Raw genomic sequence first — 23,275 nt, forward strand, 5'->3', positions numbered from 1 at the left:
TGCATGCCCGGGAGCGTAGAAACCCCAACTGAACGGAACCTGAACCGCGGCGCCCCTACACTGGCGGCCATGCGCATCCTGCTGGTCGAAGACGATACCCCGCTTGCCGAAGCGGTGTGCGGCTACCTGCGCGCCAAGGCATTCACTGTCGACGTGGCCGGCGACCTCGCATCCGCGCGCACCCTTCTGGTCGCGGCACGCCACGAAGCCGTGCTGCTGGACCTGCACCTGCCGGACGGGGATGGTCTTTCGCTGTTCGGCAGCCTGCGGGGCAAGGACGACAGGCCCATCGTCATCGTGCTCACCGCGCGCGACCAGGTCAGCGACCGCATCCGCGGCCTCGACGCCGGGGCCGACGATTACCTCACCAAGCCGTACGACCCGGAAGAGCTGCTCGCACGGCTGCGCGCGGTCGAGCGGCGCCGCAGCGCGTCGGCCGGCACCACGCTGCAACTGGGCGATGTGCTCATCGACCTGGCGCACGACGAGGTGCGCAAGGACGGGCGCGCGGTCGAACTCACGCAGAAGGAATGGGCGCTGCTGCGCGTGATGGCAGCGAGGCCGGGCCGCATCCACACGCGCGACAACCTGCAGGACGCGCTGTACGGTTTCGACGACGAGGCGGACAGCAACACGCTCGAAGTTTTCGTGAGCCGTCTGCGGCGCAAGCTCGGGCGTGACTGCATCCAGACGCTGCGCGGCCTCGGCTACCGGCTGGTGCTCGAATCGAAGGACGCCTCCTGATGCTGCGTCCCGACACCCTGGCCGGCCAGCTCACACGGACGCTGGTGCTGTGGGTAGGCGGCGTCTGGCTGGCGTGCGTGGCCGGCGTGGTCTGGTACGCCGACCGCGAGATCAACTTCAACTTCGACAGCGAACTCGTGGAAGTCTCCCACCGCATGTTCGAGATCGCGCTGGACCGGCTGGATCGCGCCCCTTCCGACGCGCAACGTCCGGTGATCGAGCCGGCTCCCCGGGCTTTCGCGGATGCCGCCGTGCTGTTCCGCATCGTCGATGCCAATGGACGCGTTCTGATGCGCTCGGCGGAAACACCTGCCGACATCTTCAGCGTCCCCGTTTCCTCCGGCTTCGCTGACACCGCGGAGTGGCGCATCTACACCGTGCACCATCCGCAGCGCGCGCTCTACCTCCAGGTGGCCGACCCGCTCGAGGAACGCAGCTCGGCCGTGAACCGCACGCTCGTGGGCCTGCTGGTTCCGCTCATCGCGGTGCTGCCGCTGCTCGCACTGCTGCTGCGCCGCATCGCGCGCGACGAGCTCCGTGTCCTGCAGCAGTTGTCCGGCGAGATCGGGCGGCGCGGCGGCAACCGGCTGGAGCCCATCCAGCTCGAGCGCCTGCCGCGTGAACTGCAACTGGTGAGCGACCACGTCAATCGCCTGCTGGAACGACTGTCGCAGTCGCTCGACGTGGAGCGTGCGCTGGCCGCCAACGCGGCGCATGAACTGCGCACGCCGCTGGCGGCCGCGCGATTGCGGCTGCACACAGCCTTGGAAGAATCTGGCGGACCGGAACGCCAGACCCATGTGCAGGCCGCGCTGCAGTCCCTGGAAACACTGAGCCAGCGTGCCGAAAAGCTGCTGCAGCTCTCGCGCGCCGAATCGGGCGGCGCCCTGGGCCGTGAGCCGGTCAGCCTCCCGGCACTCGCGGGCGCCGTGGTAGACGAGTTCTGGAGCGACATCACGGCCCGCCATCCGCTGGCGCTCGAAGTGGACGAGCAAGGCGTCATGCCGGTGCACGGCGATGCGGACGCACTCGCCATCGCGTTACGCAACCTGATCGAGAATGCATTGCGCCACGGCCGGGGCAGCCTGGTGGAGGTGGAAGCGAGGGCACCCGCGACCCTGGTCGTGCGTGACGCCGGTCCGGGCGTTCCGGCCAGCCAGATTGCCTCGCTGGTCAAGCGCCACGTGCGCAAGAGCAGCGACCGCGCGGGCTACGGCCTGGGCCTGTCCATCGTCACCACCATCGTCGAAAAGCATGGCGGCCGGCTCGAACTGGAATCGCCGCCACCGGGACGCGAGCATGGGCTGGAGGCACGCCTCGTGTTGCCCCCCGCATCGGCCGAAGAAGAAAGCGTCAGACCAGATGCGCCCGCATCCAGTCCGGCATCGGCGCGGACTTCTGCGCCGGAAAGTTGACCCACACCGTCGTCGCACCGCCGGCGGCGTAGATGACGCCGGGCTTGTCGGTCCGCTCCATCGTGCCCCAGCTCTCGAACGAACTCTTGCCGGGGTCGCTCACGTACATCTTCATCAGCACATCGCCGGGAAACTCGAACTGCCTGTAGAAATTGCAGAACGCATTGACGATGACCGGCCCTTCGCCGCGCGGGTCGGGCTGGCACCCGATAGAGCGCATCCATTCGATGCGGATGGTTTCCAGGTAACGGAAATAGATCGTGTTGTTGACATGGCCCATTGCGTCCATGTCACCCCAGCGGATGGGGATGACCATGTCGTAGACCAGCTTCTTTGTCTCGGGCAGTTCCAGCTTCATCGATGAATCTGCATCACTCCTTGTAGGCCGGCGGAATGCGGTCGGCCTTCGGGGGCAGGAAGCGGTCAGTATAGAGACTGGCCGCCGTCACCGTGGTCTTGGCACCGAAGGCTTCGATCACCGACTCGATGGACTTCTGCAGCTTGGCCTGGCTCACCGAAGAGAAGCCATTGGCCTTGACGTTGGGGGTGAGCAGCAGTTCCTTGATGTACAGCGCCATGCGCTGCGTCTCGTTGTCGGCGTTGATCAGCGGGTCACGGCCCTTCAATGCTTCGACGCCCGCCTTCGGGTCCGCCACCATTTCCTTCATGCCACGATTGAGCCCTTTCACGAACGCACCAATGGTCCTGGGGTTCTTCTCGACGAACTCGCGCATCGCGATGACAGCATTGCCGTAGCAGTCGAGGCCATTGGTGTCGTAGCGCACGATGTTCAGGTCGGCCGGCTTGGCGCCGATGGCCGCGAGCGACGGCACGGCAGAAGTCAGGAAGCCGGTGATCGCATCGACCTCGCCGCGCACCAGCATCTGCTCGCGCAGGTTGGCGTCCATCGACAGCCAGCTGATCTTGCTCGTGTCCAGTCCGTTGACCTTGGCGAACACGGGGAACATCTGGCGGCCACCGTCGAAATTGGGCGCGCCCATGCGCTTGCCTTCGAGGTCCTTGGGCTTTGTGATGCCGGTCTTCTTGAGCGACACGGCCACCAGCGGGCAGGCATCTTCGGCCACATAGACCATCAGCAATTCACGGCCGGGGTTCTCCAGGTTCCACTTGATGACGGTACCGACGTCGGCATAGGCCAGGTCATACGCGCCCGAGACGACGCGCTGCACCGACGTGGCCGAGCCAGACCCACGGTCGATGGCGACTTCGAGCCCTTCGGCCTTCCAGTAGTCCTTGTCAGCCGTCAGTGGAAACTGCGCCTGCGTGGCCTGGAACAGCCAGCCCTGCGAGAACTTGAGCGAGGCCTTTTCGACCTGCGCCACGGCCGGAACCGAAACCGCGCACAGGATCAGGGCACCCGCGACGCCAGGCAGGCCCATCTTGTTCCGGAAAAAGAACATGGAAGACGGGATTCGGAGGGAAAGTGCATTCATGGCGCGGCTCCTTCGGCAGGAATTGAGGAATGCCGCGCATCAAGCATGAGGCGTGCCCGGCTCCCGCTGGCCGGCGCGCCGGAGCGCCGTCAGGCCCCGAAGCCGTCGTCCGCCGCGATCACCGCCCCGTTGACGAAGTGGCTCTGGCCGCTGGCCAGCATGAGCAGCACCACATCGAGGTCTTCCGGCTTGCCCACACGCTTGCGCGGCAGCATGCCCACGAGTTTCTGCCCCTGCTCGGTGCTCCAGTGCGCGTGGTTGATCTCGGTGTCGATGTAGCCGGGGCAGATGGCGTTCACGTTGATGCCGAAGCGGCCCCACTCCACCGCCATGGCCTTGGTCATCTGCACCACCGCCGCCTTGCTCATGCAGTACACGCCGATCTGCGGCAGCACTTTCAGGCCCGCCATCGATGCGATGTTGATGATGCGCCCGCCCGTATAGGTGCCCGGCGCCGCGCCCCGCGCGCGGGCGATCATGCGCTTGCCGACTTCCTGCGCGACGAAGAAGGCACCCCGCGTGTTGGTGTCGAAGATGAACTCGTAGTCTTCCTCGGTCACATCCACCAGGTGCTGCGTGGTGCTCACGCCGGAATTGTTGACCAGGATATCGATCGAGCCGACTTCGGTTTCGGCATGTGCAACGGCAGCCCGGATGCTGGCGTTGTCCGTCACGTCGAGTTCCAGCACGTGCGCGTCGCCGCCCTCGCCTTCGATGCGGGCGCGCAGCTCCTTGAGTTTCTCCACGCGGCGACTGGCCAGCACGACGGCGGCGCCGGCACGGGAGAGCGTGCGCGCGAACTGGGCGCCCAAGCCGCTGGATGCGCCGGTGACGAAGGCCACGCGGCCCGAAAGATCGATGGTGTAGGCCATGGGTGCGTCTCCAATAGAATCGTCCGATTATCAGAGAGAAGCCACCGAGAGAAGCGACCATGACCCACGACGAAATCCTTGCCCAGTTCGGTCCCCGCGAAGCCATGGAATACGACGTTGTCGTCGTCGGCGGCGGCCCCGGCGGGCTGGCGACAGCCATCCGCCTGAAGCAGCTCGCAGCAGAAAAGGGCACCGATGTCTCTGTTGTCGTGCTGGAGAAGGGTTCGGAGCCCGGCGCGCACATCCTGTCGGGCGCCATCATGGATCCGAAGGCGTTGACCGAACTCATCCCCGACTGGAAGGAAAAGGGCGCACCGCTGAAGCAGGCGGTCACCGATGACGCATTCATGTTCTTCGGCGAGACCGGTGGCCTGCGCGTGCCCAACGTCATGCTGCCACCGAACTTCCAGAACCACGGCAACTACATCGTGCGTCTGGGTCATGTGGTGAAGTGGCTGTCCGAACAGGCCGAAGCCCTGGGCGTGGAAATCTTCCCCGGCTTCGCCGCCGCCGAGGTGCTCTACAACGAAGACGGTTCGGTCAAGGGCGTGGCCACCGGCAACATGGGCATCGGCAAGGAAGGCGAGCCGACCGACGACTTCCAGCTGGGCATGGAGCTGCACGGCAAGTACACGGTGTTTGCCGAAGGCGCGCGCGGCCATCTGGGCCGCCAGCTCATCGCCAAATACAAACTGTCCGAAGGCAAGGACCCGCAGAGTTTCGGCCTCGGTGTCAAGGAAGTGTGGGAGATCGACCCCCAGCGCCACTCGCCCGGCTTCGTGCTGCACAGTGCCGGCTGGCCGCTGGACAACGACACCTACGGCGGCGCGTTCCTCTACCACCTGGACGACAACCAGGTCGCGCTCGGCTTCATCACGGGCCTGGGCTATGCCAATCCGTACCTCAGCCCGTTCGAGGAATTCCAGCGCTGGAAAACACACCCCAACATCCGCTGGTACCTCGAAGGCGATGCCGCCAAGGGCATCAAGCCGGCCAAGCGCCTGGGCTACGGCGCGCGCGCCATCAACGCGAGCGGCCTGCTCGCGCTGCCCAAGACCGTGTTCCCAGGCGGCGCGCTGGTGGGCTGCGACGCGGGCTACCTCAACGTGGGCCGCATCAAGGGCAGCCACGCGGCCATCAAGACCGGCATGCAGGCTGCCGAAGCCGCGTATGACGCCGTGGTGGCCGGTCGCCAGCACGACGAGCTGACCGCCTACCCCGAAGCCTTCGAGAAGAGCTGGCTGCATACAGAGCTCAACAAGGACCGCAACTTCAAGAACTGGTTCAAGAAGGGCCTGGCCGTCGCCACGGTGATGAACGGCTTCGAGCAGTTCGTCCTGCGCGGCAACATCCCCTGGACGCTGCACCGCGACAAGCCGGACCACGCCATGCTGCGCCCGGCGTCCGAGTTCAAGCCCATCGTGTATCCGAAGCCCGACGGCAAGATCACCTTCGACAAACTCTCCAGCGTGTTCATCAGCAACACCAACCACTCGGAGAACCAGCCCTCGCACCTGACGCTGAAGGACGCGTCGGTGCCCGTGAACATCAACCTCGCCACTTACGCCGGCCCCGAGCAGCGTTACTGCCCGGCCGGCGTGTACGAGTTCGTGCCCGACGAGGCGAAGGGCGGGGATGCCAAGCGCCTGCAGATCAACGCGCAGAACTGCGTGCACTGCAAGACCTGCGACATCAAGGACCCGACGCAGAACATCGTATGGGTCACGCCCGAAGGCGGCGGCGGGCCGAACTACAACGGCATGTGATCATCCCTGCACTCTCCGGCCGGCAGCAACTGGCGTTCTGGGCGCTGCTCGCCGTCGTGGCGGGTGCCATCAGCTGGGGCGTGCTGAAGTTCGTCAGCCCCACGCCGCCCCGCACGCTGACCCTGAGCACGGGCGCGGCTGACGGCGCTTACCACCAGTTCGCCGTCCGTTACCAAGACCTGCTGCGTGCCGACGGCATCGCACTCACTCTCGATCCCAGTACAGGTTCGGTGGAAAACCTCGAACGCCTGAACCATGGGAAAACCGAAGTCGCCTTCATCCAGGGCGGTCTCGGCCCGATGGCGGCCAACCCCGACATCGAGGAAGACAGCACGCACCTGCGTGCGCTGGCCACGGTGGCTTACGAGCCGGTCTGGATCTTCACGCGCGGGCTCGATCTTTCGAACGGACTGGGCGGGCTGGCCGGCAAGCGCGTCGCGGCCGGCGCGGCAGGCAGCGGCAACGCGCGCGTGGCACAGGAGCTGTTGCGCATCTATGGCGTCGCCTCGTCTGCAACGCCCCCCGGCACGCAGATCGTGGCCGAAGGCGGAATGGCCGCCGCGCAGAAACTCGTCGACGGACAACTCGACGCCGCGATCCTCATCGCCGCACCGCAGGCGCAGGCGGTGCGCTTCCTGCTGGCACAGGAGACTCTCACGCTCACCTCGCTGCGCCACGCCCAGGGCCTCGCGCAGCGCATGCCGTACCTGCGGACGGTGACACTGCATCGCGGCTCGGTGGATCCGGCGAAGAACCTGCCTGCACGCGACATCACCCTGCTCGCCACGACCGCCAACCTCGTGGCCACGGACAACCTGCATCCTGCGCTCGCCTCGTTGTTGCTGCAGGCTGCGCAACAGATCCACCGCCCCGCCACGCTGGTCAGCACGAATGGCGAGTTCCCGAATGCGCAGTCGGTGGATTTCCCGCTGGCCGCGGAGGCCGAACGCCATTTCCGCGATGGTCGCCCGTTCCTGCAACGCTATCTGCCGTTCTGGGTGGCCAATCTTGTCCAGCGTATCTTCCTGCTGTTGCTGCCGTTGATTGCGGTGCTGGTGCCTCTATTCCGCATCCTGCCGCCGCTGCTGGCGTGGAGCCAGAAGCACAAGCTGTTCCGCCGCTATGGCGAACTGAAATTCCTCGAGCGCGACATGGCCTCGCGCACGCTCGACGAAGCGCAACGCCAAGCGGCACTGGAGCAACTCGACCGCATCGAACGCGACGTGATCACCGCAAAATTCCCTCTCGATCTGGCCGACCGCGTGTACACGCTGCGGCAGCATGTGGACTACGTGCGCTCGCAACTGCTCAAGCAGGCAGAATGAAAACACAACGACAACGGAGACAAGGCAATCATGAACATCGTCATCACGGGCGGTGCCGGCTTTCTCGGCGCGCGTCTCGCCCGCACGCTGCAGAAGACAGGCACGCTGCAACTGGCCGGTGATCCGGCACAACCCATCTCACGCATCACGCTGGTGGACCGGGTCGCGCCGCCACCGGACCTCGCGGGTGACTCCCGCATCGCATCCGTCGTCGGCGACCTGAACGACCTGCTGGTCCCCGATGCGCAAGGTCACGTTGCCGCCGTGCCGCGCGACACGCAGGTCGTCTTCCACCTGGCCGCCGCCGTCAGCGGCGAATGCGAGGCCGACTTCGACCTGGGCATGCGCAGCAACTACGCGGCCACGCATCAACTGCTGCAAACCTGCCGTGCGCTCGGCACACGGCCCGTGTTCGTGTTCGCCAGTTCGCTGGCCGTGTTCGGCCAGTCGCCGCTGCTGCCGATGCCGGACCTCATCACCGACACTACGCTGCCCACACCGCAATCGAGCTACGGCATCCAGAAATTCATCGGCGAACAACTGGTGGCCGACTATTCGCGCAAGGGCTTCATCCGGGGCCGCAGCACACGCCTGATGACGGTCAGTGTGCGCCCCGGCCGGCCCAATGGCGCGGCCTCGGGCTTCCTGTCCGGCATGATCCGCGAGCCGCTGGCCGGCGTGCGCGCCGTTGTGCCGGTGCCGCCGGACACACCTGTCGCGCTGGCCTCACCGGCCCACGCCATCGAGGGCCTGCTGCGCGCGGCTGAAGCGCCCGATGCCGACTGGGGCGCATTCACCGCCATCAACCTGCCTGCGCTCACCACCACACCGCGCCAGATGGCCCAGGCGCTGGCCGCCGTGGCTGGCGAAGGGGCAACCAATCTGCTCGACTGGCAGGTCGACCCGGCCATCGCGAAGGTCGTGACCAGTTGGCCGGCCCGCATCGCCTCGCCCCGCGCCAGCGCATTGGGTCTGTCGGCCGATGCGGATTTCGAGAGCATCGTGCGCGACTATGTGGGTGAAAATCCCGAGGGCGTGAAGCTGCCTTCTCGGGCATAGTGGCCGCTTTCCGGCAATTCCCGCAACCATCCAGAAAATCACAGGAGACAACATGCAAATGAACAAGCTGCTCGCAGGCTTGGTGATCAGCCTTGGCCTCACGGCCCCGGCGCTGGCCCAGACGACGACGATGCGCATCAGCATCTCGACCGCCCAGAACTCGCACCAGGGCGTGGCCATCGACACCTTCGCCCGTGAAGTCGAGAAGCGCACCGGCGGCCGCTACAAGGTCCAGACCTTCTACAACGGCGCACTCGGCGGCGAGCGCGAGTCCATCGAGTCCGTGCAGCTGGGCACGCAGGAACTGGCCTTCTCGTCCACCGGCCCGGTTCCCAATTTCGTGCCCGAAGCGAAGATCCTCGACGTGCCCTTCCTGTTCCGCGACAAGGCGCACGCGCGCGCCGTGCTCGACGGCCCCATCGGTCAGGACATGCTGACCAAGTTCGATGCCAAGGGCTTCAAGGCGCTGGCCTGGGCCGAGAACGGCTTCCGCCACATGACCAACAGCAAGCGCGACGTGAAGTCGCCGGAAGACCTCAAGGGCCTGAAGATGCGCACCATGGAGAACCCGGTGCACATTGCCGCCTACAAGGGCTTCGGCATCATCACCACGCCGATGGCGTTCCCCGAAGTGTTCACCGCGCTCCAGCAGGGCACGGTGGACGGCCAGGAGAACCCGCTGCCCGTCATCATCTCGGCCAAGTTCGACCAGGTGCAGAAGCATCTCACGCTGACCGGCCACGTCTACTCGCCCTGCATCTTCCTGATGAACAAGGCGGCGTTCGACAAGCTCAGCGCCGCCGACAAGCAGGCTTTCCTCGATGCCGCCAAGGAAGGCACGAAGGCCAACCGCGCCCGTGTGGACGAAGACGATGCCAAGGGCGTGGCTGACCTGCGCGCCAAGGGCATGACCGTGATCGACAACGTGGACAAGGCGAAATTCGTCGCCGCGCTCGCCCCGGTCAACGCGGAGTTCGAGAAGCAGTTCGGCAAGGCCGAACTCGACAAGATCCGCAACGTCAAGTAATCCCGCGGCAATCGCGCGCCTTGCGGCGACAGGCGCCCGCTTCCGCAGCGGGCGCTTTTTTTGCCGGTACACACCACATGAAAAAAGCATTCCTGACCTTCGAGCGCTGGACCACCCTCGCCGCCATGATCGGCGCCTGCCTCATGCTCGTGGTCGCGTCGGCCCTCGGCGTGTTCCAGATCATCACCCGCTTCGTGCTGGAGCAGCCGGCGGAATGGACCGAGGTGCTCATCCGCTTCTCGCTGATCTGGATGGTGTTCCTCGGCATTCCCGCCGCCTTCCGCCAGGGTGCGATGGTGAGCGTGGATGTGCTTTACCGCTGGAGCCCCCCGAAATTCAGGCGTGTGCTGGACTACGCGGTGACCATCGCCGCGCTGGCGCTCATCGCCGTGCTCATCTGGTGGGGCACGGACTACGCAAAACGCGGCGGCGTGCAGACCATGGCCGGCCTTGAAAGCCTTTCGATGATCTGGGCCTACGCTGCCGTGCCCGTGGGCGCTGTCTTCTGCGTGTTCGGCATCGTGGGCAACCTGCTCGATCCGCAGCGCCTCGAACTGGAGACCGCGCAATGACGTCGGCCATGCTCATCACGATGGTGGTGTGCTTCGCGCTCACCATCTCGGTTGCGGTGTCGATCGGCCTGGCGGCCGTGCTCGGCATCCAGGTCTCCAACATCAACATGCTCATCTCCGTGAAGGAGATGTTCGCGTCGATCAACAAGTTTCCGCTGGCGGCGATCCCGTTCTTCATCCTGGCCGGCAACCTGATGGAAACCGGCGGCATCTCGCGCCGTCTGGTTGAGTTCGCCAAGAGCATCGTCGGCGGCGTGCAGGGCGGCCTGCCGATGACCTGCGTGCTCACCTGCATGATCTTCGCGGCCGTGTCGGGCTCGTCGGTCGCCACCACTTTCGCGATCGGCGCGATCCTGATCCCGGCGCTCATCAAGCACGGTTATCCGACCAGCTACGCCGCAGCGTTGCAGGCCACCAGTGCCGAGCTGGGCGTGATCATCCCGCCTTCGATCCCGATGATCCTGTACGGCGTGAGCGCCGAAGTGTCCATCGGCGAACTGTTCATCGCCGGCTTCGGCCCGGGGCTGCTGATCAGTGGGGCGCTGATGCTGTTCGTCTGGGGCTATTGCAAGTACAAGGGCTGGGGCAAGAACGATGGCGACGGCCGCATGAAGATCGGCCCCGCCACGCTGCAGGCCGGCTGGGCCTTGCTGATGCCGGTCATCATCCTGGGCGGCATCTACGGCGGCGTGTTCACGCCTACCGAGGCATCGGCCGTGGCCGTGCTGTATGCGCTCGTGGTCGGCGTCGTGATCTACCGCGAGATCAAGCCCAAAGACCTGTACGCCATCCTGCGCAAATCGGTCATCTCGTCGGCGGTGATCATGTTCATCATCGCCAATGCAGGCCTGTTCGCCTTCCTGATCACGCGCGCCGGTGTGCCCGACGCCATCGGCCGCTGGCTCGAGGCCGTGCTGCAGTCGCCCACGCTCTTCCTGCTGGGCGTGAATGCGGCGCTGTTCGTCATCGGCATGTTCATCGAGACCTCGGCCGCGATCATCGTGCTGGCGCCCATCCTCGCACCGGTGGCGATGCACTTCGGCATCGACCCGGTGCACTTCGGGCTGATCATGGTGGTCAACCTCGCACTGGGCATGATCACGCCGCCCTTCGGCGTGAACCTGTTCGCGGCCTGCACGGTGGCGCGCATTTCGCTGGACCGGATCGTCACGCAGCTCATTCCGTTCGTGCTGGTGGTGCTGGCCTGCCTGATGGTCATCACCTATGTGCCCCAGCTTTCGCTGGGATTGCGTGACCTGGTGTACGCGAAGTAGTTAGAATCTGCCGGGTCAGGAGAGCGCTTGCGGCCACGGCCCGGCAAGCCGCCGAAGGCGCAGGCCCCACAGGCTTAACGCTCAGGCAAAAGGACTGGCAAGCGTCCGGGAAACCGGACGTTCCTCACTGGAGAGAGGCCCGGCAACGGGTCCACCGAAGGAGCAAGCCGGCATCGACCGGCGAATCTCTCAGGTAAAGCGGACAGCGGGGGAATACGTTCACTTGCGCGGCCTTCACCGGCCCTGCGGGTGTGTGAAGTTCCCTGCCCCTTGCCTGAAAGCGCCGCCAGTGACTGCCGACACGCTCCTCAAGACCCCGCTTCACGACCTGCACGTCGAACTCGGCGCGCGCATGGTGCCGTTCGCCGGTTATGCCATGCCGGTGCAGTACCCCGCCGGCCTGATGGCCGAACACCACCACACACGCACGGCCGCCGGGCTGTTCGACGTGTCGCACATGGGGCAGTTGCGGCTGGAAGGCGCCGACGCCGCAGCCGCCTTCGAGACGCTGATGCCCGTGGATGTGATCGGCCTCGCGCCCGGCAAGCAGCGCTACGGCCTGCTGCTGACCGACGAGGGCACGATCATCGACGACCTGATGTTCTTCAACCGGGGCCATGACCTGTTCGTCATCGTCAACGGTGCGTGCAAGGTGGGCGACATCGCGCACATCCAGGAGCGCATCGGCCATCGCTGCAAGGTCGTGCCGATGCCGGAGCGCGGCCTGCTCGCGCTGCAGGGGCCGCAAGCCGTGAACGCGTTGTCGCGCCTGGTGCCCGGCGTCGAGAAGCTCGTGTTCATGACCGGTGGCAGCTACGACTGGAACGGCGCCGATCTTTTCATCACCCGCAGTGGGTACACCGGCGAGGACGGCTTCGAGATTTCCGTGCCCGGCGACAAGGCGGACGCGCTCGCCCGCGCACTGCTCGCCGAGCCCGAAGTCAAACCCATCGGCCTGGGCGCACGCAATTCGCTGCGGCTCGAAGCGGGCCTCTGCCTCTATGGCAACGACATCGACACCACCACCACGCCGGTCGAAGCCGCACTCAACTGGGCCATGCAGAAGGTGCGGCGCACCGGCGGCGAGCGCGCAGGCGGCTTTCCCGGTGCGCACCGCATCCTGGCGCAGCTGGACGTGCCGACGCTGCTCACGCGCAAGCGCGTCGGCCTGGTCGCGCTGGAGCGCGTGCCGGTGCGGGAACACACGCCGTTGCAGTCCATGGAAGGCACGCCGATCGGCGAAGTCACGAGCGGCCTGCTCGGCCCCACGGTCGGCAAGCCCGTCGCCATGGGCTACGTGAGCGCGGAATTTGCTACGCTGGGGACACGCGTGCACGCCATCGTGCGCGGCAAGCCCGTGCCGATGGAAGTGAGCGCGATGCCTTTCGTTCCCGCGCGCTACCACCGTGGCTGAAACGGCAACCGAACCACCAGACACCTATCAACCGGAGAGAACACCATGACCCTGAAATACACCGAAGAGCACGAGTGGGTGCAACTGGAAGACCACGAAGCCGCCGTCGTCGGCATCACACTGCATGCGCAGGATGCGCTGGGCGACGTGGTGTTCGTCGACCTGCCCGAAGTCGGCAAGACCTTCGCCAAGGGCGAAGTCGCAGGCGTCGTCGAATCCGTGAAGGCCGCCGCCGACGTGTACATGCCGATTGCCGGCGAAGTGACCGAAGTGAACGAAGAACTGCGCGCTGACCCGTCGCTCGCCAACAGCGACCCTATGGGCAAGGGCTGGTTCTTCAAGATCCTGATCAAGGACATGGCTGAGTTCGACGTGCTGATGGACGAACCCGATTACGAGAAGTTCTCGAAGAACGCCTGATCCTCCCTTCCACCCTCCTCTTCCCGAGACGCCCCATGCTGATGCAATCCGCCCCGCCGCTTGGCGACCTGGAAAACGCCGACGAATTCATCGCCCGCCACATCGGCATCGAGCCGGAGGACGAGAAGAAGATGCTCGGCGTCATCGGCTCGGCGTCGCGACGTGAGCTGATCGAGGGCATCGTGCCGCCGTCGATCCGCCGCGCACAGGCCATGGACCTGCCGGCACCCGTCACCGAGAGCGCGGCGCTCGCCGAACTCAAGGCCATCGCGAAAAAGAACCAGGTGCTCAAGAGCTGGATCGGGCAGGGCTACTACGGCACGCACACGCCCGGCGTCATCCTGCGCAACATCCTGGAGAACCCGGCCTGGTACACGGCGTACACGCCGTATCAGGCCGAGATCAGCCAGGGCCGCATGGAAGCGCTGGTGAATTTCCAGACCATGGTGTGCGACCTGACCGGCATGCCGATCGCCAATGCGTCGATGCTCGACGAAGCCACGTCTGCCGCCGAGGCCATGACGCTGGCCAAGCGCAGCGTCAAGTCGAAGAGCAACGTGTTCATCGTCGCTGGCGATTGCCATGCGCAGACCATCGAGGTGATCCAGACACGCGCGAAGCCGCTGGGCATCGAGGTGAAGCTGGCGAATTCGGCGCCCGAGTGGGAAAAACTGATGAACGGCGACTACTTCGCCGTGCTGGCGCAGTACCCCACGACCAGCGGTCGCATCGACGACCTGCGTGAGGAAGTGAAGCGCGCCCACGCGAAACAGGCGGCCTTCATCGTCGCCGCCGACCTGCTGGCGCTCACCCTGCTCACGCCCCCCGGCGAGTTCGACGCGGACATCGTGCTCGGCACCACGCAGCGCTTCGGCATGCCGCTGTGCAACGGCGGCCCGCACGCGGCCTACCTCGCCTGCCGCGATGAATTCAAGCGTTCGCTGCCCGGCCGGCTGGTGGGTGTGAGCGTGGACGTGCACGGCAAGCCGGCTTACCGCCTCGCGCTGCAGACGCGCGAGCAGCACATCCGCCGAGAGAAGGCCACGTCCAACATCTGCACAGCGCAGGTGTTGCCGGCCGTCATCGCGAGCATGTACGCCGTGTACCACGGCCCTGCGGGCCTGAAGCGCATTGCGCAGCGCGTGGCGGCGTACACCGCCATCCTCGCAACGGGCCTCAAGCGCATGGGCTTCACGCTCACCAGCGAGCATGTGTTCGACACGGTCACCGTGAAAGCCGGCGACAAGGCGGCCAGCCTCATGGCCCGCGCACTCGACGCCGGCGTGAACCTGCGCCTTGCGTGGGGCGAATACGTGAGCATGTCGTTCGACGAGACCACGACGCGCAACGACATCGAGCAGCTCTGGTCGATCTTCGCGATCGACGGGCAAGCACTGCCCGACGTCAACGATTTCGCCAAGGGCATCGAGCCGATGATCCCGGCGGAGCTGCGCCGCACCAGCGCGTTCCTCACGCATCCGGTGTTCAACACGCACCACTCCGAGACCGGCATGCTGCGCTACATCCGGTCCTTGAGCGACAAGGACCTCGCGCTCGACCGCAGCATGATCCCGCTGGGCAGTTGCACGATGAAGCTCAACGCGACGAGCGAAATGATTCCCGTCACCTGGCCTGAGTTCGCGAACATCCATCCCTTCGCACCCGCCGACCAGCGCGCGGGCTACGCGCAACTCGACGAACAACTGCGCGCATGGCTGTGCCAGGCCACCGGCTACGCGGGCATCAGCCTGCAGCCCAACGCGGGCAGCCAGGGCGAATACGCCGGCCTGCTCGCCATCAAGGCGTGGCACGAATCGCGCGGCGACGCGCACCGCAACATCTGCCTGATTCCGTCTTCCGCACACGGCACCAACCCCGCCAGCGCGCAGATGGTGGGCATGCAGGTCGTCGTGACCGCGTGCGATGCACAGGGCAACGTCGATCTGGCGGACCTGCAGGCCAAGTGCGAGCAGCACAGCGCAGCACTGGCGGCAGTGATGATCACCTACCCCAGCACGCACGGCGTGTTCGAGACGCAGGTGAAGGAACTCTGCGCGCTCGTGCACCAGCACGGTGGCCGCGTCTACGTGGACGGCGCCAACATGAACGCGTTGGTGGGCGTGGCTGCGCCGGGCGAGTTCGGCGGCGACGTGAGCCACCTGAACCTGCACAAGACCTTCTGCATTCCGCACGGCGGCGGCGGCCCGGGCGTCGGCCCGGTGTGCGTGGTCGAAGACCTCGTGCCCTTCCTGCCCGGCCACGAAGCGGGCGGTGTGCCGTCCAATGGCGTGGGTGCGGTCAGCGCGGCACCGCTGGGCAACGCCGCCGTGCTGCCGATCAGCTGGATGTACTGCCGCATGATGGGCCCCGAAGGTCTCACGCAGGCCACCGAGACGGCCATCCTCAGCGCCAACTACATCAGCGCGCGCCTGAAGGACCACTATCCGACGCTGTACGCGAGCGCCAACGGCCACGTGGCGCACGAGTGCATCCTGGACCTGCGGCCTTTGAAAGACACCAGCGGCGTGACGGCGGAGGACGTCGCCAAGCGCCTCATCGACTACGGCTTCCACGCGCCGACGCTGAGCTTCCCCGTCGCGGGCACGCTGATGGTGGAGCCGACCGAAAGCGAGACGCTGTTCGAGCTCGACCGCTTCATCGACGCGATGATCGGCATCCGCGAAGAGATCCGCAAGGTGGAAGGCGGGGATTGGCCGCGTGAAGACAATCCGCTGAAGAACGCGCCGCACACCGCCGCTTCACTGATGGGTGACGACTGGTCGAAGCCCTACAGCCGTGAAGCCGCCGCCTATCCGGTGGCGTCGCTCAGCGGCGCGAAGTACTGGGTGCCGGTCGGCCGCGTGGACAATGTCTACGGCGACCGCAACCTGTTCTGCAGTTGCGTGCCGGTGTCCGATTACGCCTGAACGCCCGGCGCAGCCGGCGCGGGGAACATGACGGACACCGTGAGTCCGCAACCGCCAGCGCCGGGTTGCAGCGCCAGCTTCGCCCCCATGAGCTGCGCGTATTGGGACACGATGGCAAGGCCCAGCCCGACGCCCTGCCCCAGCACCTGGCCCGACTCGCCCTGCGCCCAGCGCTGCGACAGGCGCTCGTAGAACGCCGGCGCCAGGCCCGGTCCGTTGTCCGTCACCGACAGCGTCGTCCCCGATGCGTCCTGCGCCAGCGCCACCGTCACTGTCGGTGTCTCGCCTGCTGGCGGCCGGGCATAGCGCAATGCGTTGTCGATCAGGTTGTTGAGGATGCCTTCGACCAGCGTGAAGTTCGCGTGGACATTCACTGGCGCGTCGGCACCGCGCGCACCGAGGTCCACCCCCGCCGCATCGGCGCGTGGCAGGAAGCGCAGCACGGCGTCGGCAACATGCACGTCCAGCGGCACGGGTTCCATCGCAACGCCCGCGCGCACTTCTTCCGCCAGGGCCAGTGCGAGCAGTTGATCAACCAGCCGGCTTGCACGCGCCTCGCTGCCTGCGATGCGTTCGAGCTGCGCCCGCCAGGCCTGCGGGTCCTTCTGCGCAAGTCCGTATTCGGCCAGTGCACGGATGCCCGCCAGCGGTGTGCGCAACTCGTGCGCCACATTGCCCGCGAACTCCCGCTGCGCGCGCAGGCTGGCGTCCAGCCGGGCCAGCAGCGAGTTGATCGCATCGCCCAGTTGCTGCACGTCGCGGGTGCGCGCCGCCACGTGGATGGGCGTGAGGTCTCTTTCGTCGCGCCGGTACAGCTTGTGTTCGAGCTCGGCGAGCGGTTGCGTGTCGCGCCCGATCACGCGCCGCAGCCAGAGCGCAAGACCCGCCAGCAGCACGATCTGCGGCACGATGGAATACAGCAGCACGCTTTGCAGCAGCGCGCTGCGGCTGCGGTTGGTCTGCGCCATCACCACGGTGAAGGGCCGGGGCTGCTCGCGCCTGAGCGTCACTGCGCGCAGCGAACGCCCGCGCCAGATGAGATCGTGGAACTGGTACGGGCCGTCATCGCCGATTGCGTCGACTGCGGCGGGCTCCAGCCCTTCGTGTCCACCGACGAAGCGGCCCCCGGGCAGATGCACGCTGAACAGCATCGACTCCGACTGGTCGAACAGGACGGCGCTTTCCTCGTCGGCCGTCAGGTCGAGCGCGAGCTGGTCGCCGTGCAGCCGCACGTTGGCGGCCACGAGGTAGGCGTCATCGAGCAGTGAACGGTCGAACGCGCGGCCTGCGAAGAACTGCGCCACGCCCACCGCCACCAGCGTGCCGGCCAGCCAGGTGCAGGCCAGCGGCAGCAACACATGGCGCAGCAGCCGCGTGCGCAGCGACGGTGTCGGGCGCTGGCCAGCCGTGGTCATTGCGCACTTCCGGCCCCGACCGCTTCGACCACATAGCCCAGCCCGCGCAGGGTGCGGATCTGCACGCCCGAGCCGACGAGCTTCTTGCGCAGGCGCGAGATGAAGGCTTCGAGCGCGTTATCGCCCAGCGCCTCGTCGAACTCGGAAAGCTTGTTGGACAGCATGCGCTTGTTGACCACGCGGCCCGGTGGCGTCATGAGTTCCCACAACACCTCGAACTCGCGACCCGGCAGGTTGAGCGGCGCGCCGTCCATGAAGAAGCGGCGGTTGCTGCGGTCCAGCATGAGGCCGCCGAGCTCGACCCTGTCTTCGGTCTGCTGGGTACGACGCACGAGCGCGCGCAGACGGGCTTCCACTTCCGCGAGGTCGAACGGCTTGCCGAGGTAGTCGTCAGCACCGGCATCGAGCCCGGCGATGCGTTCTTCCGTGCGGTTGCGCGCGGTGAGGATCAACACCGGCGTGCGGTCGCCATTGGCGCGCGCGTTGCGCAATGCACGCAGCCCGCTGCCCAGCCCGCTCTGCGTATGGCTGGTGAGCGGCAGGTTCAGGTCGAGCAGCACGGCGTCGAAGGTCTGCACGCGCCAGAAGTGTTCGGCCTCTTCCACGCTCTGTGCGACGTCCACGCGATGGCCGGCATCGGTCAGGCTGCGCGCCATCATGTCGCGCAGCACGAGGTCGTCTTCCACCAGCAGGATTCGCATCCCGCAAATCATGCACCACACCTGCGCACCGCCCCCTACGGGAACTGCGTACGCGGAATCACTTAGCCGGCAGGTCAGCTTCAGGTCAGGCGCTGGCGTCGATAAACGGCGGGCTTATCCAGTTTCCAAGAGGAAGACACTATTGTGAAAATCAAGAGCCAGAAAGATTTCTTTTCCGGCCTCATGTTCACCGCTGTTGGGGCGGCATTCGCATGGGGCGCGACCAATTACACGGTCGGATCCGGTGCGCGCATGGGGCCGGGTTATTTCCCGCTGCTGCTGGGTGTGATCCTCGCCATCCTGGGCGCCGGGATCATGCTGAAGGCGACGATCACCGAGACCGAAGACGGTGACAAGATCGGCAAGTGGGCGTGGAAGCCGCTGGGCTACATCATCGGCGCCAATCTGCTGTTCGGCATCCTGCTGGGCGGCCTGCCGAGCTTCGGCGTGCCGGCCATGGGGCTGATCGTCGCCATCTACGGCCTGACATTCGTGTCGGCACTGGCCGGCGAGAAGTTCCACTTCCGCGAAACCGCCATCCTCGCCACCGTGCTGGCCGCGGGCAGCTACATCGCTTTCGTCTGGGCATTGAAGCTCCAGTTCCAGGTCTGGCCGACCTTCATCACCGGTTGAACGAGACACAGACATGGATCTGATCAATAACCTTTCCATCGGCTTCGGCGTGGCCTTCACGCTGCAGAACCTGCTGTATGCCTTCATCGGCTGTCTGCTGGGAACGCTGATCGGCGTGCTGCCCGGTGTGGGCCCCGTGGCCACCATCGCCATGCTGCTGCCCGCCACCTACGCACTGCCGCCCGTCTCGGCACTCATCATGCTGGCAGGTATCTACTACGGCGCGCAATACGGTGGTTCCACCACCGCCATCCTGGTGAACCTGCCGGGTGAATCGTCCTCGGTGGTGACCGTGATCGACGGGTACCAGATGGCCCGCAAGGGGAGAGCCGGACCGGCGCTCGCTGCTGCGGGCATCGGCTCGTTCTTCGCCGGTTGCGTGGGTACGCTGATTCTTGCGGCCTTCGCAGCGCCGCTGACTGAAGTGGCCTTCAAGTTCGGCCCCGCTGAATACTTCTCGCTGATGGTGCTGGGCCTGATCGGCGCCGTGGTGCTGGCCTCGGGCTCTCTCATCAAGGCGATTGCGATGATCATCCTGGGCCTGTTGCTGGGCCTGGTGGGAACCGACGTGAACTCGGGTGTTGCGCGCTACTCGTTCGACATCCCCGAGCTGACCGACGGCATCGGCTTCATCGTGATTGCGATGGGTGTTTTCGGTTACGGCGAAATCATCCACAACCTCTCGCAGCCCGACGAAGACCGCGAAGTGTTCACCGGCAAGGTGAAGGGCCTCATGCCCACGAAGGAAGACTTCAAGCTGATGACACCCGCCATCCTGCGCGGGACAGCCCTGGGCGCGGCCCTCGGTATCCTGCCCGGCGGCGGCGCGCTGCTCGCTTCGTTCGCGGCCTACACGATCGAGAAGAAGACCAAGCTCAAGCCCGGTGAAGTGCCGTTCGGCAAGGGCAACATCCGTGGTGTGGCTTCCCCCGAGTCCGCCAACAACGCCGGTTCGCAGACTTCGTTCATCCCGCTGCTGACGCTCGGTATTCCGCCCAACGCCGTGATGGCGCTGATGGTCGGCGCCATGACCATCCACAACATCCAGCCCGGCCCGCAGGTCATGACCAGCAACCCCGAGCTGTTCTGGGGCCTGATCGCCTCGATGTGGATCGGCAATGCGATGCTGATCATCCTGAACCTGCCGCTCATCGGCATCTGGATCAAGCTGCTCACCGTGCCCTACCGCTGGCTGTTCCCGTCCATCGTGCTGTTCTGCGCGATCGGCGTGTACTCCACGAACAACAACACGTTCGACATCTGGATGGTCGCGATCTTCGGCGTGATCGGCTACCTCTTCATCAAGCTCGGCTGCGAACCCGCACCGCTGCTGCTGGGCTTCATCCTGGGCCCGATGATGGAAGAGAACCTGCGACGCGCGCTGCTGCTCTCGCGTGGCGACTGGAGCGTGTTCGTCACGCGTCCGCTGTCTGCTGGCCTGCTGGCGGCTGCCGTGCTGCTGCTCGTCATCGTGCTGCTGCCTGCGGTGAAGAGCAAACGCGAGGAAGCCTTCGTCGAGGAGTGACGACGGCACGCTGCCAGAACGAAAAGGGCGATCGCAAGATCGCCCTTTTTCATTGGCGTTGCGATCAGCCCCGCAATGCGAAGGTATCCATCGCGAGCATGCTGTACATGACCTCGCGGCTGAGGTATTCGGGCTTCACGCCCGGGTCTTCGCCCCAGCCGCCCGCGCCCAGCGCGAAGAAGAGTGGCAGGAAGTGGTCTTCGCTCGGGTGTGCGCGACGGGCATGAGGGGCACGCTGGCGGTAGTCCAGCATCGCTTCCACATCGCCGCGTGCGATGGCGTCTTCCACCCAGCGGCTGAACTCGATGACATACGGTGCCGGCTCGCGATGACCGCCGAAGAACTCGGCCAGGTTGTGCGTCATGCTGCCCGAGCCGACGACCAGCACACCCTGCTCGCGCAGGCTGCGCACGGCGCGGCCCATGTCGAGCACTTGCGCCGCGCTGGCGCCGGCAGGCAAAGCCACCTGCACCACGGGAATGTTGGCCTGCGGGAACAGGTGCATGAGCGGCACCCAGGCGCCGTGGTCCATCGGCCGGTTCTCGTCGGGCCGTGCATCGAAGCCGGCGTCACGCAGCAGGTTCAGCACCTCCACGCCGAGCTCAGGCGCGCCAGGCGCTGGGTACTGCAGGCGGTAGAGCGCGGGCGGGAAGCCGCCGAAGTCGTGCCAGGTTTCGGGTGCGGGATTGGTCATGACCGCGGGAAGGCGCGCCATCCAGTGCGGCGACATGATGACGATGCCGCGGATCGCGCTGCCCTTCTCCGCAAGCAGCCCTTCGCCGTAACGGGTGAGCGCGGGACCGGTCTCGCCGGGTTCCACCGCGAACAGCGGAGCACCGTGGGAGATGAAAAGTGCCGGCAGTGATGCCGGGGCAAGAATGTTGTGCGTGTCCATGATGGGAATGTACGGTCGGTGACGTGCGGCATAAAGGGGCCGGCGTGGGATGCATCGTTGCGCAGATGGTGCCAATGACGCATTACTCCGATTCCGGTAAATACCTGTCGCAATACGCCACTGGTTACCGATCTTGCACAAGCGGTGAAGCTTTCGACGAGGGTGCTGCGTAGCATGCAGTCTTTCACTGGAGAGCCCATGGCAATGCAATCACCTTTCTTCGGCAAGCGCGAATCGGACACCCTGAATTCCCGCAACCTGTCGTCCGGCGCGACCCCGCTCAACAGCGGCCGCGCACCGCAAACCCACAATGCGCAGGGAGAGGTGAACCCCGCCATGCAGGCGGCTCAGGCCGTGCAGGCCGCAGTGGCGCCCCGTGCAGAAACGAAGGGCGAAGGCGGCAGCAAGCTCACCGTGGGCCCGAACATCAAGCTCAAGGGCGTGGAAATCACCGACTGCGACACGCTGGTGGTCGAGGGCACGGTCGAGGCGACGATGGATTCCCGCGTGATCGAAATCTCCGAGCGTGGCGCGTTCAAGGGCTCGGCCGAGATCGACATCGCTGAAATCCATGGCGAGTTCGACGGCAACCTCACCGTGCGCCAGAAGCTGGTCATCCATTCCAGCGGTCGCGTGACCGGCAAGATCCGCTACGGCAAGCTCATCATCGAGGAAGGCGGTCAATTGGCCGGCGAGATCGAGTGTGCACCTGCAGCGCGTCTGAACCCGGCCACCCGCCAGGGAATCCAGGCCGCAGCCTGAGCCGCGCGAAAGGCGCGGGCCATCCCGGTTCGCGCTTGAACGAATGGACGCGGGCCCATGCGGCGTGCTAGAACGCCACATGGCCCTCGCCGCATCCACACCCTCCCCCGCACCGGGTACCTCCACGGGCATTGCCCGCTGGTCGACGGACCTCGTGACGCAGGACCAGCGGCTCGACTATTGGGTAGGCGCGATCTGCGAGGCCTTCCTCGAAATGGATTGCGACTCGGTACGCCGCAACAGCTTCGACGGTTCACTGCAATGCCTCGCCACGCCGTCGATCAACCTCAATGTCGTCAGGGCAGCGCCTCAGGAAGTTTTCCGCACACGCCAGGCGATCACGCGGGCGAGTGCCAGCCCGTTCTACCTGATCAGCGACACGCGGTATCACTGGCATGTGAAGCAGGATGGTGAAGCGCTGCGCCTGAGACCGGGCGACGCCGTTCTGGTGGATGCCTCCAGGCCCTACGAATTCCACTTTCCCGAAGGCGTGGACTGCCTCTCGGTACAGATGCCGCGCCATTGGCTGGGCCAGTGGTTGCAGGCTCCCGACGCACGCGGCCTTCGCGCGTTGCGTGCCGAGGAAGGCTGGGGCCGCTCGGTGCACGCGATGACACAGCAGCTGTGCAGCAACCTGGGCAATGCACTGGCGCTGCCGCAGCCGCTGATTGCCGATCACCTCGGTGCCGTGATGGCGGCGACCTTCAATCCGCAGGACGCGATGCCGCCGCAGCAGGCTGCCGGCCTGCGAGAGCGCGCCGAGCACCTGATGCTCGAGCGTCTGTCCCAGAGCCAACTCACCGCAACCGTGATCGCCGACGCACTCGGCATCTCACCGCGCACCCTGCACCGCGCGTTCGCGAAAGACGGCCTGCCCTTCCTGCAGCAACTGCAGGTCCTGCGCATCCGCCGCGCGGCCGACATGCTGCGCGCCACGGCGTTCGCGCGTCTCACCAGCGCTGAAGTGGGCCGCCGCTGCGGCTTCACCGACGCATCGCACTTCACGCGCGTCTTCAAGGCGAATACGGGCCGGACTCCCGCGCAATGGCGCGGCACCATGCACTGATCCTTCGGT

21 protein-coding genes and 2 riboswitches are annotated in these 23,275 nt (G+C 65.9%); of the genes, 15 read left to right on the top strand and 6 right to left on the bottom strand.

The features are described from left to right. Positions 1-69 precede the first annotated feature (69 nt). Together ACO2Q9_RS01370 and ACO2Q9_RS01375 are read left to right on the top strand one after the other, a co-directional pair. Positions 70-744 (top strand): response regulator, encoded by a 675-nt coding sequence (locus ACO2Q9_RS01370; protein ID WP_423307542.1) that lies wholly within the window; start codon positions 70-72, stop codon positions 742-744. Continuing rightward, positions 744-2,159 (top strand): ATP-binding protein, encoded by a 1,416-nt coding sequence (locus ACO2Q9_RS01375; RefSeq protein WP_423307544.1) that lies wholly within the window; start codon positions 744-746, stop codon positions 2,157-2,159. Before ACO2Q9_RS01370 ends, ACO2Q9_RS01375 begins: the two co-directional genes overlap by 1 nt. Here ACO2Q9_RS01375 and ACO2Q9_RS01380 read toward each other — a convergent pair. The 3 genes from ACO2Q9_RS01380 to ACO2Q9_RS01390 all read right to left on the bottom strand — a co-directional run bounded on the left by ACO2Q9_RS01380 (position 2,098) and on the right by ACO2Q9_RS01390 (position 4,485). After that, entirely contained in the window at positions 2,098-2,517 is a 420-nt protein-coding gene (locus ACO2Q9_RS01380; RefSeq protein ID WP_423307546.1) for an acyl-CoA thioesterase, read from the bottom strand. The genes ACO2Q9_RS01375 and ACO2Q9_RS01380 overlap by 62 nt on opposite strands. Before the next feature lie 13 nt (positions 2,518-2,530). Next, positions 2,531-3,613 (bottom strand): ABC transporter substrate-binding protein, encoded by a 1,083-nt coding sequence (locus tag ACO2Q9_RS01385; protein ID WP_423307548.1) that lies wholly within the window; start codon positions 3,611-3,613, stop codon positions 2,531-2,533. 89 nt (positions 3,614-3,702) lie between these two features. Next, complete coding sequence (locus ACO2Q9_RS01390) at positions 3,703-4,485, bottom strand: SDR family oxidoreductase (RefSeq protein ID WP_423307550.1); 783 nt, start codon at positions 4,483-4,485, stop codon at positions 3,703-3,705. A 59-nt stretch (positions 4,486-4,544) separates the two neighbouring features. Here ACO2Q9_RS01390 and ACO2Q9_RS01395 point away from each other — a divergent pair, with 59 nt between their 5' ends. The 9 genes from ACO2Q9_RS01395 (at position 4,545) to gcvP (ending at position 16,269) form a co-directional block, all read left to right on the top strand. Continuing rightward, positions 4,545-6,251 carry an electron transfer flavoprotein-ubiquinone oxidoreductase gene (locus tag ACO2Q9_RS01395; protein WP_423307552.1) on the top strand — a complete coding sequence of 569 codons (1,707 nt, stop codon included), beginning with the start codon at positions 4,545-4,547 and terminating at the stop codon, positions 6,249-6,251. After that, complete coding sequence (locus tag ACO2Q9_RS01400) at positions 6,248-7,576, top strand: TAXI family TRAP transporter solute-binding subunit (RefSeq protein ID WP_423307554.1); 1,329 nt, start codon at positions 6,248-6,250, stop codon at positions 7,574-7,576. The genes ACO2Q9_RS01395 and ACO2Q9_RS01400 overlap by 4 nt, the downstream gene beginning before the upstream one ends. A gap of 30 nt (positions 7,577-7,606) precedes the next feature. Further along, positions 7,607-8,635: a D-erythronate dehydrogenase gene (gene denD, locus ACO2Q9_RS01405; RefSeq protein ID WP_423307556.1), complete on the top strand. Its 1,029-nt coding sequence runs from the start codon at positions 7,607-7,609 to the stop codon at positions 8,633-8,635. A gap of 52 nt (positions 8,636-8,687) precedes the next feature. After that, a complete protein-coding gene (locus ACO2Q9_RS01410; protein WP_423307558.1) occupies positions 8,688-9,662 on the top strand; it encodes a TRAP transporter substrate-binding protein in 975 nt (324 codons plus the stop codon). Between the two features lie 77 nt (positions 9,663-9,739). Beyond that, on the top strand, positions 9,740-10,234 hold the full coding sequence (locus ACO2Q9_RS01415; RefSeq protein ID WP_423307560.1) for a TRAP transporter small permease: 495 nt from the start codon (positions 9,740-9,742) through the stop codon (positions 10,232-10,234). Next, positions 10,231-11,508 (top strand): TRAP transporter large permease, encoded by a 1,278-nt coding sequence (locus tag ACO2Q9_RS01420; protein ID WP_423307562.1) that lies wholly within the window; start codon positions 10,231-10,233, stop codon positions 11,506-11,508. The genes ACO2Q9_RS01415 and ACO2Q9_RS01420 overlap by 4 nt, the downstream gene beginning before the upstream one ends. A gap of 6 nt (positions 11,509-11,514) precedes the next feature. Beyond that, positions 11,515-11,615, top strand: a riboswitch (glycine riboswitch). A gap of 10 nt (positions 11,616-11,625) precedes the next feature. After that, a riboswitch (glycine riboswitch) is annotated at positions 11,626-11,724 on the top strand. A 73-nt stretch (positions 11,725-11,797) separates the two neighbouring features. Next, entirely contained in the window at positions 11,798-12,922 is a 1,125-nt protein-coding gene (gcvT, locus tag ACO2Q9_RS01425; RefSeq protein ID WP_423307564.1) for a glycine cleavage system aminomethyltransferase GcvT, read from the top strand. A gap of 45 nt (positions 12,923-12,967) precedes the next feature. Then, positions 12,968-13,342, top strand: a complete 375-nt coding sequence (gcvH, locus tag ACO2Q9_RS01430) for a glycine cleavage system protein GcvH (protein ID WP_423307566.1) — start codon at positions 12,968-12,970, stop codon at positions 13,340-13,342. Positions 13,343-13,377: 35 nt separating this feature from the next. Beyond that, entirely contained in the window at positions 13,378-16,269 is a 2,892-nt protein-coding gene (gene gcvP / locus ACO2Q9_RS01435) for an aminomethyl-transferring glycine dehydrogenase (RefSeq protein ID WP_423307568.1), read from the top strand. Here gcvP and ACO2Q9_RS01440 read toward each other — a convergent pair. Beyond that, on the bottom strand, positions 16,260-17,684 hold the full coding sequence (locus ACO2Q9_RS01440; protein ID WP_423307570.1) for a sensor histidine kinase: 1,425 nt from the start codon (positions 17,682-17,684) through the stop codon (positions 16,260-16,262). The genes gcvP and ACO2Q9_RS01440 overlap by 10 nt on opposite strands. After that, positions 17,681-18,385, bottom strand: a complete 705-nt coding sequence (locus ACO2Q9_RS01445; protein ID WP_423307572.1) for a response regulator transcription factor — start codon at positions 18,383-18,385, stop codon at positions 17,681-17,683. The genes ACO2Q9_RS01440 and ACO2Q9_RS01445 overlap by 4 nt, the downstream gene beginning before the upstream one ends. Positions 18,386-18,529: 144 nt before the next feature. Between ACO2Q9_RS01445 and ACO2Q9_RS01450 the strand changes: the two genes are divergently transcribed. Both ACO2Q9_RS01450 and ACO2Q9_RS01455 read left to right on the top strand, forming a co-directional pair. Then, the gene (locus ACO2Q9_RS01450) at positions 18,530-19,018 is read left to right on the top strand and encodes a tripartite tricarboxylate transporter TctB family protein (protein ID WP_423307574.1); all 489 of its coding nucleotides are present in this window, start codon (positions 18,530-18,532) and stop codon (positions 19,016-19,018) included. Positions 19,019-19,031: 13 nt separating this feature from the next. Beyond that, positions 19,032-20,543, top strand: a complete 1,512-nt coding sequence (locus ACO2Q9_RS01455; protein WP_423307576.1) for a tripartite tricarboxylate transporter permease — start codon at positions 19,032-19,034, stop codon at positions 20,541-20,543. A gap of 64 nt (positions 20,544-20,607) precedes the next feature. On the opposite strand, the gene ACO2Q9_RS01460 is transcribed toward ACO2Q9_RS01455, so the two are convergent. Then, complete coding sequence (locus ACO2Q9_RS01460; protein ID WP_423307578.1) at positions 20,608-21,438, bottom strand: DODA-type extradiol aromatic ring-opening family dioxygenase; 831 nt, start codon at positions 21,436-21,438, stop codon at positions 20,608-20,610. Positions 21,439-21,636: 198 nt separating this feature from the next. Between ACO2Q9_RS01460 and ACO2Q9_RS01465 the strand changes: the two genes are divergently transcribed. After that, positions 21,637-22,200 carry a bactofilin family protein gene (locus ACO2Q9_RS01465; RefSeq protein WP_423307580.1) on the top strand — a complete coding sequence of 188 codons (564 nt, stop codon included), beginning with the start codon at positions 21,637-21,639 and terminating at the stop codon, positions 22,198-22,200. A gap of 79 nt (positions 22,201-22,279) precedes the next feature. Continuing rightward, positions 22,280-23,266: a helix-turn-helix domain-containing protein gene (locus tag ACO2Q9_RS01470; protein WP_423307582.1), complete on the top strand. Its 987-nt coding sequence runs from the start codon at positions 22,280-22,282 to the stop codon at positions 23,264-23,266. The last annotated feature ends 9 nt before the right edge of the window (positions 23,267-23,275 follow it).

Source organism: Variovorax sp. VNK109 (assembly GCF_049445855.1).
Classification (GTDB): Bacteria; Pseudomonadota; Gammaproteobacteria; order Burkholderiales; family Burkholderiaceae_C; genus JAGOCV01.